The organism is Adhaeribacter swui (genome assembly GCF_014217805.1).
Lineage (GTDB): Bacteria > Bacteroidota > Bacteroidia > Cytophagales > Hymenobacteraceae > Adhaeribacter > Adhaeribacter swui.
On the sequence record NZ_CP055156.1, the window covers coordinates 5917904 to 5930595 of the forward strand.

General features: G+C 43.8%; 6 protein-coding genes. 1 reads left to right on the plus strand and 5 read right to left on the minus strand.

Going from position 1 to position 12692, the window contains the following annotated elements; genetic code table 11:
- Positions 1-13: 13 nt before the first annotated feature.
- Complete coding sequence (locus tag HUW51_RS24285) at positions 14-3262, minus strand: SusC/RagA family TonB-linked outer membrane protein (protein ID WP_185272163.1); 3249 nt, start codon at positions 3260-3262, stop codon at positions 14-16.
- An 860-nt stretch (positions 3263-4122) separates the two neighbouring features.
- On the opposite strand from HUW51_RS24285, the gene HUW51_RS24290 reads away from it, so the two are divergent.
- Complete coding sequence (locus HUW51_RS24290; RefSeq protein WP_185272164.1) at positions 4123-4623, plus strand: Mpo1 family 2-hydroxy fatty acid dioxygenase; 501 nt, start codon at positions 4123-4125, stop codon at positions 4621-4623.
- 112 nt (positions 4624-4735) lie between these two features.
- Here the strand turns inward: HUW51_RS24290 and HUW51_RS24295 are convergent, their stop codons facing one another.
- The 4 genes from HUW51_RS24295 to ggt all read right to left on the minus strand — a co-directional run bounded on the left by HUW51_RS24295 (position 4736) and on the right by ggt (position 12525).
- Entirely contained in the window at positions 4736-6523 is a 1788-nt protein-coding gene (locus HUW51_RS24295; RefSeq protein ID WP_185274663.1) for a glycoside hydrolase family 15 protein, read from the minus strand.
- Between the two features lie 508 nt (positions 6524-7031).
- Positions 7032-9266 carry a bifunctional alpha,alpha-trehalose-phosphate synthase (UDP-forming)/trehalose-phosphatase gene (locus HUW51_RS24300; protein WP_185272165.1) on the minus strand — a complete coding sequence of 745 codons (2235 nt, stop codon included), beginning with the start codon at positions 9264-9266 and terminating at the stop codon, positions 7032-7034.
- Positions 9267-9712: 446 nt separating this feature from the next.
- Positions 9713-10528, minus strand: a complete 816-nt coding sequence (mutM, locus tag HUW51_RS24305) for a DNA-formamidopyrimidine glycosylase (protein ID WP_185272166.1) — start codon at positions 10526-10528, stop codon at positions 9713-9715.
- A gap of 407 nt (positions 10529-10935) precedes the next feature.
- Positions 10936-12525, minus strand: coding sequence for a gamma-glutamyltransferase (ggt, locus tag HUW51_RS24310; RefSeq protein WP_394353966.1), 1590 nt, complete (start codon positions 12523-12525; stop codon positions 10936-10938).
- Between the last annotated feature and the right edge of the window lie 167 nt (positions 12526-12692).

The window sequence follows — 12692 nt, forward strand, 5'->3', positions numbered from 1 at the left end:
GCATTTTTAAAAATTAAAAATCAACCCCTACACTAAAAGTGTACATCGGCGTAAGCGGATAACGGCCATAATCTACCCCAATAGTTTGAGCACTTACCTGCGCATCACGGCCTACGTAAGCACCTACTTCCGGATCAAATCCTTTGTATTTGGTGAACGTGTATAGGTTCTGGATACCAAAAGTTAAGCGGGCACCTTGCACAATGCCTTGTTTTTGTAAAAAGGCTTTAGGGATATTATAACCAATCTGCACGTTTTTCAACCGCACATAAGAACCATCTTCCACGTATTTGCTGGTAATCCGCTGGAAGTTACCGTTAATGTTCGTAGCCGAAATCCGCGGTACATCGTAGCCGGGGTTTAATAATACCGGGTTAGCAGCATCGCCACCCACGCGGGCGTAGTTATAAGTATCTTTCATCATATTCTGACCCAGGTTGATGTTATTAGGATCGGAATTGTAGAAGCGCACGTAATTGTAAACATCATTACCGTAAGACCCGGTTAACAATACTGTTAAATCAAAACCTTTGTAGTTAAAAGTATTGGTCATACCAAAAGTGGTTTTGGGCCAAGGATTACCAATAAAGGTTTGGTCTCTTTCGTCAATTACACCATTACCATCAATGTCGCGGTATTTAGTATCACCCACGGATACTCCCGGAGTGGTAACGGTCCCATTTGCGTCTCTTACTTCAATAGGTAATTCTACACCATTTACGGTAGGCAAAGCGCTGGCTTCAATTTCTTCTCTGGTTTGGAAAATACCATCTTCGATGTAACCATAGAATTGCCAAGGCGCCTGACCCGCTACTGCCCGTTGCGTAAAGTAATCCATAAACCAAGCCTGACGCTCTACAATGGCCGATGCCGAATAGAACTCGGTTACTTTAGGGCGGAAGCCGGAAACGTTAATGTTGGTATTCCAGCTAAAGCCGCCTTTATTTATGTTTACCGAGTTTAAGCTTATAGCGTAGCCTTTATTTTCGAGAGAGCCGATGTTAACGGTTGGTTTACCAATACTGCCGTTTCCGGTAGCACCTAAATAATCCGGTAAAGGCAATGTCATTAACAAGTTGTCGGTTTTCTTGATGTAGAAATCACCTTCCAGTTGAATGCGATTCTGCAATAAGGCAATATTAAAGCCGATGTTGTTGGTTTTAGTTTCTTCCCACTGCAAACCAGGGTTGCCGTATTGGCCTACCACAAAGCCCGATCCCCAGGTAGTTGGAATAGTAGTCATTGGCGAATAAATACCGCCGGTACCTTGGTTACCGGTTAAACCAGTTTCAAAACGAAGTTTAAAGTCGTTAATAATCGGCAGTGATTTCATGAAAGGTTCTTGGGAAATATTCCAGGCGGCAGAAACTGAGGGGAATACGCCCCAACGGTTATCCGGACCAAAGTTAGAAGAACCGTCCGTGCGGATAGCACCTTGCAATACGTATTTCTCGTTAAAAGTATAAATCACCCGACCTAAGTAAGACTCCAAAGACCAGTCGCTTAAGTTACTGTTGTTGGTTTGGCCTTGCGTATTACCCGCTCTTAACACCGGAAAATCGTTAGATAAAAAGCCTTGTCTTTGACCCGACATATCTTCGTATCTACCAGACTGCGATTCGTGGCTGGCCATTGCATTAATAGCGTGCTTACCAATAGTAGTGTTGTATTGTAATAACTGGTTCCAGTTCCAGTAAGTATTAGTAGAGTTGCCGGCATTTAAAGTAGCCGTTGGGTTGTTACGGCCACCAATCTGGTAAGACGGCACAAAATAATTAGATCTGCCAAAAGTAGCATTACCACTTACGGAAGTCCGGAAAGTTAATCCTTTAAAGATATTAACGTCGGCATTTAAACCTCCAATTACCCCTCTTCTGATTAAATCGTTCTGTACAATGTTAGCCATGGCAATCGGGTTTAAAGGCGTATATTGTACGGCAGCTCCGTTGGTTTCGTCAGCCCCGCCCCAAGTACCATTGGGATTTACCACAGCAATACCCGGCGACATTTGCAAAGCAGTTAAGATAACATTTTCCTGAGTGGAAGACAGGTTTTCGTTGGTTTGGTTTACCGATAAGTTGGTAGATAATTTAAGCCATTTACGCGCCTGATTATCTACGTTTAAACGGAAAGAATAACGTTTGAAATCCGAACCAATCGCAATACCATCCTGATTAAAATACTCGCCGGAAACATAAACCTGGGTCTTTTCGCCACCGCCAGATAAACTTAATTGGTGCTTTTGCAAAGGGGCTCTTTTAAACAAAGCTTCCTGCCAGTTAGTACCAGGGCCCAAAATAGAAGGATCCTGAAAATCAAGGTTAGGAGTTGCCCCGGTTAATACCCGCATTTCGTTGGTCATTTGGGCGTATTCCTGCAAGCTCATTACTTCTACCTGTTTCGGTTTATCCTGCAAAGAGTAGGTATAACCGTAGTTAATCTTCATGTCGCCGGATTTACCTCTTTTGGTAGTAATTAAAACTACCCCGTTGGTACCCCGGGAGCCATAAAGCGCCGTAGCCGAAGGCCCTTGCAAAATTTCCATGTTTTCAATATCAGCGGGGTTTAAGCCAGCTAATGGGTTAGAAGAACTGGTAGAGCCAAAACCAACGTTTCCGGGTTGAATCTGCACCCCATCTACTACGTAAAGCGGTTCGTTGGTACCATTAATGGAGTTAATACCCCGGATATTTACCGAAACACCGCCACCTGGCTGACCAGTATTCTGGGTTACATAAACCCCGGCAGCCCGACCTTGAATGGCTTGTTCAATGGTAGTGTTTACAGTTTTTTGAATTGCTTCGGCACCGATGGTGGTTTGAGCACTGGTTAAATCACTGCGTTTAATTTCGCCGTAACCGGTAATTACTACCTCGTTTAATGCTTTAGCATCTTCTTTTAAAGATATATTGATTTGCGTTTTGCTACCAACGGTAACCTCTTGGCTTACATAGCCAATATAAGAAATTACTAATACATCGGTGTTAGCGGCCTCCAAGGTAAAGTTACCATTTACGTCAGAAGCTACTCCATTGGAAGTACCTTTAATTAAGATACTTACACCGGGCAAACCTTGATTATCGGTAGTCGAGATAACTTTACCGCTAACGGAGTGGCGCGTAGGCGCAGTCTGGGCAAAGCTGCTAAGAACGGGCATACTAATAAAAGCTATTAGAAACGCCAGTATCTGCCCTGCTTTGGTAAAGCTACCTTTTAGATTACTCATGAGGTAATCCTGGTACTGGTACTTGTTTTTCATCATAAATAGTTAAGTAGAAAAGTTTAATGTAATCGTAATAAAAGGGAGGGTGATCTGTAATGAGTAGCCCGTCGGTCTTAATTGGAGCGAACAGGCAATAAGTGCGCTGGTTTACTTCCTATTTTTTATTTAATAAACATGTATTAAGGTGAACATTCAGTTTTTGCATTTTTGCCGTGGCTCCTGTTAATAGCAGCTGATTACGTTTGGCTTGTTCTGTTTTATTTAAAAAGTGATAAAACCAGTCAAGACTCTAGTAAATACCGATTGCAGAACAGTTTTATACAGGGTGACACTTTTTAAAATTAATGACAAAAACCGGATGCCAAGGGTACATTTTGTTTCCAATATAGGGTTGTATTGTTAACTAAACGGTCTAAAATGTAACCTTTAGGCTGGTTTTTAGCTGTTTTTACCGCTAAATATTCCTTATAGATTTTATATATGAATAAACACAGCAAATCGGCATTTTGTAAAAATTACATTAACCCCGCAAATAGCTTTTATAATCATTCCGGCTTTATAATTAAAACAGTATAGTCAAACCTGATTATTCTTAAAAAATTGGCAAGACAACTAACGCTTTAATAAAGATTATCTATTAAGGTTAACGGAAAAGTAAATTTTCAAAAAATCTTTAAAAACTACAATTAAAAACAAGCTTCAGGCTGGTAATTAAGTTTTAAATTAGTGCTGATTGGAACCTTATATTTAGGTAAAGTATAGTTTAGTTTGCTTGCTCTAACGTAAGTTTAAGCACCAGCATGCCCGAGTAACTTTCATGCTTCCATAAGCATCGGCACGTTATTAAATTTTACCTCATATTAATGGTAAATCAAATTCTAAACGAGTATATTTAAGGTATGGCTTCTGCAAAAAGTAACCTGGATGCGTACTTTGCAACGTACGCCGAAAGTCACCGGAATAAGATTAACAAGCTTATTCATTGGGTGTGCGTACCCTTAATTGTATTTAGTATACTGGGTTTGGTGTGGGCAATCCCTTTTCCGCAGATTAGTGGCTTGGGTAGTGCACAGCGTTATTTAAACTGGGCTACCTTCCTCATTATTTTTTCGGTAATTTATTATTTACGCTTATCGGTGCCGCTGGCTTTCACCATGCTGGTAGTTATTTGTGTGTTCTCGGCCGTTATTATTACTTTGGAGAAGATGCACCGGATTGCGGGCTGGCCGCCTTTGTGGGAAATTTGCCTGTATATTTTTGTGATTGCCTGGATAGGTCAGTTTATCGGGCACAAGATTGAAGGAAAAAAGCCGTCGTTTTTGGATGATGTAAAGTTCTTGTTAATCGGCCCCATCTGGCTCCTGCATTTCATTTTTAAAAAACTGCACCTGAATTACTAAGCTCACCCGAATTAGGAAAGGGTAATTTTTTAAATTTTTTCTTTTTACGACAAAAATATACCACCGAAGATTACCGCCATGCGCAGTAACCTTCGGTGGTGTAGTTCTGAACTTAAATAAAATTAGGAATATCTAAACGTTTGGTAATGCGGTAAGCAGCATTCATTAAACCTACGTGGCTGTAGGCCTGCGGAAAGTTACCCCATTGGCTACCGGTAGTGGCATCTACGTCTTCGCTAAGTAAGCCCAAATGATTGGTATAGGCTAATAAGCGTTCAAACTCCCGGCTGGCATCTTGCAAGCGGCCCACGCAAGCCAGCGACTCTACGTACCAGAAAGAACATATCAGGAAAGTTGTTTCGGGCGTGCCAAAATCGTCCTGGTGACGGTAGCGGTAAAATAAACCGTTCGGGGTTCTTAACTCTTGTTCCAGGTTGCGCAAATGCGAGTGGGCCCGTTCGGAATTCGGGTCCAGGTAGCCCATCATAATTAATTGCAGGGTACTGGCATCCAGGTGCGGCGACCCAATAGCGTTGGTATACACGCCCCGTACCGGATCGTAGCAGGCTTCTATTTTGCTGGCAGCTTCGTTCATTAAGCGTTCGGCCATGTTGGCCATTTCCTGGTTTTGCAGGTATTTAGCCACTTTAAGCGCCGCTTTGCTACCCGCCCAATGAAACAAATACGTGTAACAATGGTACTGGGCAAAATTTCGGAACTCCCACAAACCGGCATCCGGCATATCCAGGGTACGTTGGATGTGATAGAGTGTTTTGTATATTAGCTTCTCCGATTCTACGCGTTCTTCCCCGATGAATCGCCTATCTACGTACAAAGGCAACAAGGCTACTAATACCTGACCGTACACGTCGTTTTGGATGTGGGTGTACGCATCATTGCCAATACGCACGGGTTTGTTACCTAGATAGCCTTCCAAATGGTCAAGTTCATGCTCTATTAAGTCGGTACCGGTACTAATGGAATACAGTGGCTGAAACTTATCTTTGGCTTTGGCCGAAACGTTGGCGATGTAATGAAAGTAGCGTTCCAGTTCTTCAAAGTGGCCAATGTTGTTAAAAGCCGTTAATATGTAATAGGTATCACGCATCCAGCAAAAACGGTAATCCCAATTACGGGTACTGTCGGGGGCTTCGGGCAAACTAGTGGTAGTGGCGGCAATAATGGCCCCTGTATCTTCGTACTGGTGCAGCTTTAAAGCCAGCGCCGACCGGATAACCTGGGTTTGGTAAAAATTACTGATGCTGGTGTTTTTCACCCAATTTCGCCAGTATTTAATGGTTTTGGTCAGAAACTCTTCGGCGGTACTTTCCAGTGGCGCTTCCAAAGGAGCGCCATAGGTTAAAACCAGGTATTTGGTTTCGTTTAAAACAAAATATTCTTTTTCGAGCAGGTAGCTTAAGGCAATATTGGTAGTCAGGCGCATTTCTTCATCCAGCCCTAAATAAGCAATGTGGTTGCTGCTCCGGCGCTGATCTAATTTTTGCAGCCCATACTGCCCCACTGGTTCGCAACATACTTTTACGCGCGGCGAACCCGATAAAGGCTCAATCTTCCGGATAAACATCAACGGCTTATAATAGCGGTCGTACTTTGAAAAACGCGGCGCAAAATCGGTTACCCGGTAACGGCCATCTTCGTTTTCTATTTCGGTACACAACACATTGGTGTTTTCGATGTAGTATTGGAAACTATTATAGGCGGATGTACTGGGCTGAATGGTAAAGCTGCCCCCTTTTTGGGTATCCAGCAAATTGCCAAATACAAAACTGGAATCGAAACGGGGCCAGCACAACCAGGCCACACTGGCATCTTTCCGAATTAGGGCCAGGTAAGCGCAATTGCCAATCAGGCCCATATCGTACGTGTGTTTTTGAAGCATCAAAGTTTTGGTTTAGGTACAAGAAAACAGAGCGCAGGTATTGCGCATCAATTAGTCGTTGTGACTGATACGCAGGTTCGGCATCAGGCGTTCGGATAACATGTTACCACTATTATGCTTTTCTGATTTAGTAAGTTGAAAAGCAAGCATCTTATAAATGTTAGCGGAACCTTAGCTTACATTATCCAGAAAGCTAAAATTTTAAAAAATCAAGCTTTTATAAAGGAGGGATTAGAGGATCTGACAACAAGAACGAGCCGGATTGAAATAATGGAGAATCCTTAAAAATAAAGAAGCGCAAAGCTTTCTCATGAGCGTAAACCAGCCTTTGTTGCTTTTATAACCATGCATACTTTACGAACCTGTTGCTTCGGAAGATTCGGGTATTTAAACGAACATCCAAATTCTTCCGAAGTAACAGCAATGCAGGTTATTAAGTATTTTCAAGAACGAAAACAGATTTTAAAATTTTAAATTTGTACTTACCTACCGATTTTTAAATTTTATATTATTCTGTATCCCTCCCGTTTTTTGAAGCTTCCAGTGTTTCCTGATCTACGTTTATATCCAGATTACTAAATGTCCGCAGCAAATTACGAACATCTTTCACCGAGCCCAAATGGTATTGCGCTACAGATCGTTGGGCACCTACCTTGATTGTAAAACTATCGGGAGGCATTAACCGGAACATGTCTTCGTCGGTGCGGTCGTCGCCAATGGCAATCACAAAGTTGGATGGGTAAAGCTCCAGCCAACGGGTAGCCGCAATTCCTTTATTTACTTCCAGGTTTTTAATTTCCACAATTTTGTTACCCTCCATTACCTGCAAATTTATATTAGAAGCAATGTACCCCAAATGGTTAATTAAATCGCGGGACCGTAACTCGCCCAAGCCATTAGCTACGCGCCGGTAGTGCCACACTAGAGAATAATCTTTTTCTTCGATAAAGGAACCAGCCGTTCGGTGCACGTAGGCATCCATGATGGGGCGTATTTCCCGTTTCCAACTGTTGTTCAGGGTCAAAATCATTTCCCAATTTACTTCCCGCCGTTTTAACCAAACGCCGTGTTCGGCAATTAAATCTACGGGCAAATGGCCGAGCCATTTCTCCAGGGTTTGGCGATCGCGGCCACTTATGATAACTACCCGGTTCTGCGGATCGGCAGTTAATTGCCCCAGAACGTTAAGTAATTCTTCATCAGGCCCAGCCTGCCGCGGATCTTTGGTAAATGGCGATAACGTGCCATCGTAATCCAGAAAGATTAAGCGTGGTGATTTTTCCTGGTATTGCCGGAGCAAGTTTTCCAGGGCTTCGCCAGCCAACGGATCGGTTGTAAAAGATTGTTGTTTTATTTTAACGTAGCTTAATCGATCCATAAATACTTTAACCCACTGGTGAATGTCATAAGTTTTAATTAAGGTCTGCATGGCGCTCATCTGGGCAATCTGCTCTTGTTCCGGTAAGGATAAGGCTTCGTAAATAGCATCGGCCATACGGTCGATGTTATTGGGGTTAATCTGAATGGCATCGGCCAGTTCCTGAGCGGCACCCGCCATCTCGCTTAAAATTAAAACACCTTTCTGATCATACTTCGAAGCAATAAATTCTTTACTTACCAGGTTCATGCCATCGCGCATGGGAGTAACTAAGCACACATCGGCCAGGCGGTAAAACGCCGAAATTTCGGGTAGCGGAAAAGAGCGATAGAAGTATTGAATCGGGTTCCAACTGATGGTGCGGTAAGAGCTGTTGATCCGGCCAACTAATTCGTCTATTTCTTCTTTTAAGCGTTTGTACTTTTCTACGGTATCGCGCGAAGGCACCACAATCATTACCAACGATACTTTTTCCTGAAACTCCGGGTAGCGTTTTAAAAATAATTCAAATGCATGCAACCGGTTCGGAATACCTTTAGAATAATCCAGCCGATCAATGGACACAATAACCCGCTGTGTACCGATGGCTTGCCTAAAATCCTGTTCCAGTTTTATAGTTTCGGGGTCAACAGCTAAAGCCGCGTACTTTTCGTAATCAATGCCCATCGGAAAAGCATCTACCAGCACGGCGCGCTTCCCGGTATCTACCAGACCGTGTAAGTTACCATACCCTAATAACCGGTTCGCCGAACTCAGAAAATGGCGCATGTCGTCGTAGGTATGGAAACCAATTAAATCGGCACCCAGCAAACCTTGTATAATGCGACGTCGCCAGGGCAGTAACCGGAATATCTCGAACGATGGAAAAGGGATATGCTGAAAAAAACCAATGTTAGCGCCGGGTAATTGTTCCCGAAGCAACTGAGGCAGTAAAAGCAACTGGTAATCGTGCACCCAGATGGTATCTTCCGACTGGGCAAACTTCATTACTTCGGTACAAAACTTTCTATTTACCGCTAAATAGGCTTCCCAAAGCTGTTGTTCGTAAACCGCGTACTGACTAAAATAATGAAACAAAGGCCATAAAGTTTCGTTGCTAAAACCTTCGTAGTATTCTTTAATTTCAGTTTCGGTTAAGAATACCGGCTGCATGTTTTCTTTAAGCAGCTCGGTCCGTACGTACTCCTGGTCTTGTTCTTCCTCCAGCCACAAGCCAGGCCAGCCAATCCAAAGATTATCTCCTTGCTTGTACACCGATCCCAGGCCAGTGGCTAAGCCTCCTTCGCTGGTTTCAAAGGTAATCCCTGTGTCTTTTTTCTGTACTTTTAAGGGAAGGCGATTAGATACAATAATTGTTTTTGCCATAAGATAGTTTAGCAGTTTTTGGTGGGAGCAGCGTAATTAAAACAAATAAACAAGCCAGAAAGCATGCGTACTAACTTCTTTTTTGTTTAATCTGGTGTGCACCCAAAACAGGTTAGCGCTTCGTTTCATAGCCATTATACGCAGAAATTTTAACTTAGCTTTCATTTAACCCAAACTTCCCGGTGGTAATGAGCCTTTCCGCCTATTTTAAAACAAGAAACCCCATGGCCAAAACTCTGTCCATCAGCCACCTGTATTTACCCAAAAATTTGTTGTTTTTTTAATAGAATGTACTTCCGGGTTTTCTTACTTTGTACGCAAACTGGCACCAGTAAAACTCAGGTTACTGGTTAACGAGTGCCTTTTTTGCCGTTTTTAAATTTAAACACTTAGTTTCGCGTACTAATTTTTAAAAATTTTGTTTCTGGCTAACAGGCCTGTCGCAATTAAAGCGGCTGACAAATAGAACAGAAATAAGTAGTGCGCCCTCCAACCTTGGTAATTGTTAATGGGGTGCGATGCCGCGGACACACTTGCCTTTCCGAAGCCGTTGTTTCTACTACTTCGTCCCAACCCCGGGCATGAATTAAAAATGATTTCGGGAAAGTTTGGTAATTGGCCTCGTGGTCAATGGCCGTGTTTAATACCCATTGGATGGCCGCGTGTAACGCCTCGTATTCTGCCAGACTTAATGAATTGGCTAACCGCGCCGGATTAATTTTTGCCTGAAACAAAACTTCGTCAGCAATCCAATTACCAATACCGGCCAATATTTTTTGATCGAGCAACAGCGGCTTAATGGGCGCTTTCCGTTTCACGAGTTTCAGTTTTAAATCTTCCAGGGTGATATCCAAGGCATCGGGTCCTAAAGCTTTGGCTTGTTGGTATGCTTCAATGGAATCTGCTAAACCCACACGCCCGAACTTACGTGAATCAATAAAAGCTAACCGAAACCCATTCTGGAAATAAAAAACAATGCGGGCGAACCGGGGCGTATCTTCTTCGTCGCGGTAATAAGCCAGATCGCCGGTCATGCCAAAGTGCAGAACCAACACTTTGCCGCTACTTAAATTGATTAAAAAATGCTTGCCAATACGGTGCGTACCTACAAACTTCGTTCCTTTTAGAGCCCGTACGAAGGTATCGTAATCGGTAGTTAATTGCCGACGCGGATCCTCGGCTTTTACATCCACTACGGTTTGGCCGAGGGCAGTTTCTTCAAAATAGCGGCGATAGGTTTCTACTTCGGGAAGTTCGGGCATAAGCAGTTTTTTGGTAAATAACCAGCTAGCACGTGTTTGGTTTTAGCTTACCCGCAAATTGTTATAAATTAAAATACCATTCTATTTTGGTTCAGTGGCCGTTCTTATGAATTCGTTGCCGTTTTCAGGCGTTGGTGTATTTTTTCTGGCGCAAGTTTTCCAACTTGGGTCTTCGTACAAAGTAAAGTCTCTGACTTTACTCCGGCTAAAAGCCGGAACCCGTATCGGCTTACATAAGCTATTAAAAGGTACTTTAAATAGTAAAAATTTTAAAAGTAAGGTAAAGCTTATTTGATTGTGCTTCTTTGGAGCCTTGAAAAGGCTATAAAGAAAAGCCGTAAAGGATGCTATACGCCCCTTAACGAGCAACGAACAACTAATAACGAGTAACCACTTAATTTTAGTAACTAATACCCAGTAGCGGTATCATCGCCGCGGGGATCGGCGCCACCTTCCAGTTTGCCATCAGGTAACACCAGAATAGCGTCTACCCGGCCAATGGCGCGGGTATCTTTTAAAGTGTGCCCCATTTTTTTAAGTTTTTTAATTTCTGTCGCGCTCAAAGCATCGTCTTCGTACCGGATTTCGTCGGGCAACCACTGCGAGTGTACTCGTTTGGCATTTACGGCTTCCTGCATGCTCATGTCGTGATCCAGCACGTTTAAGATAGTCTGAAATACCGAAGTAATAATAGTAGAACCGCCCGGTGTGCCCACGACCATGAATAATTTTCCGTCGCGCTCCAGAATGGTGGGTGTCATGGAGCTGAGCATGCGTTTACCCGGGGCAATGGCATTGGCAGAAGTTCCGACCAAACCAAACATGTTGGGCACGCCCGGCTTGGCACTAAAATCATCCATCTCGTTATTTAATAAAAAACCGGCGCCATCTACCACCACGTGGCTGCCATAGCCCCCGTTTAAGGTAGTAGTTACCGATACCGCATTGCCGGCTTTATCAACCACCGAATAATGGGTGGTTTCTTCGTGTTCGTAGGGGGTTAAGTTGCCGGGTTTTATACTGGCACTTGGAGTAGCTTGTTTGGCATTGAAATCTTGCATGCGCGAAGCCAGGTAAACGGTATCGAGCAAAGCTTTGGCGGGTACCTTAAAAAAATCAGGATCGCCCAGGTATTCCGAGCGGTCGGCGTATACGCGGCGCTCGGCCTCGGTTAATAAATGCACCGACTTTACAGAGTTCCAACCATACTTCCGGAGATTATAAGGTTCTACTAAGCGTAAGAGTTGCATCAGCGCGATGCCGCCGCTGGATGGCGGGGGCATGGAAATAACGCGGTAACCTTTGTAAGAACCAAACACCGGATCGCGCCATTTGGAGTTATAATTTTGTAAATCTTCCTGGGTAATTAAGCCTTTGCCTTGCTGCATTTCGGCTACGATTAAACGGGCCGTTTCGCCTTCGTAAAAGCCGGCCCGGCCATTATCGCGAATGCGCGCCAAGGTTTGGCCTAAATCTGTTTGTACCAGCAAATCGCCATTTTTCCAGGGATTTTGCCGGATAAACGCGCAGCTAGAATTATTAAATTTTAAAAAATTCGCCTGATTGTTGTTTAAACCATTCGCTTCTTTTTCGGTAATGGCAAAGCCTTTGGTGGCTAAATCTACGGCTGGTTGTACCAATTTGGCCCAAGGCAACGAACCGTATTTCTGATGCGCCTGCACCATGCCATCTACCGTGCCCGGAACACCAGCCGCCAAATGTCCCTGAATACTTAAGTTGGGAACTACGTTGCCTTGCGCGTCCAGGTACATGTCGCGGTGCGCCTGGCCGGGCGCTTTTTCGCGATAATCCAGGGTATTGGTGGCGCCATCTTGCTGCCGGATCACCATAAAGCCACCCCCGCCAATATTACCGGCTGCGGGCAGTACCACCGCCAAAGCAAACTGCACCCCAATTGCGGCATCCACGGCATTGCCGCCTGCTTTTAAAATATCGGCTCCTACCCGGCTGGCTTCGGGGTGCGCACTAACCACCATGCCGTTTTCCGCCACCGGTCCCCGGCTGATAGACTTTGGCCCGGAACAAGCTTGCAGCAAAAACAAGATGATTATCCAACCAATACTGCTTTTTTTAAATTGCCCGGAGTAAAACGCTGTTATCATAAAATTGATGGTTTACTTTTTTTAATGAAGTAAATAGAAAG

Excerpts from the sequence above, each read along its gene's own strand:
- HUW51_RS24295 (WP_185274663.1), bottom strand. The coding sequence starts at position 6,523 with ATGCTTCAAAAACACACGTACGATATGGGCCTGATTGGCAATTGCGCT.
- ggt (WP_394353966.1), bottom strand. The coding sequence starts at position 12,525 with ATGGTGGTTAGTGCGCACCCCGAAGCCAGCCGGGTAGGAGCCGATATT.
- HUW51_RS24300 (WP_185272165.1), bottom strand. The coding sequence starts at position 9,266 with ATGGCAAAAACAATTATTGTATCTAATCGCCTTCCCTTAAAAGTACAG.
- mutM (WP_185272166.1), bottom strand. The coding sequence starts at position 10,528 with ATGCCCGAACTTCCCGAAGTAGAAACCTATCGCCGCTATTTTGAAGAA.
- HUW51_RS24290 (WP_185272164.1), top strand. The coding sequence starts at position 4,123 with ATGGCTTCTGCAAAAAGTAACCTGGATGCGTACTTTGCAACGTACGCC.
- HUW51_RS24285 (WP_185272163.1), bottom strand. The coding sequence starts at position 3,262 with ATGATGAAAAACAAGTACCAGTACCAGGATTACCTCATGAGTAATCTA.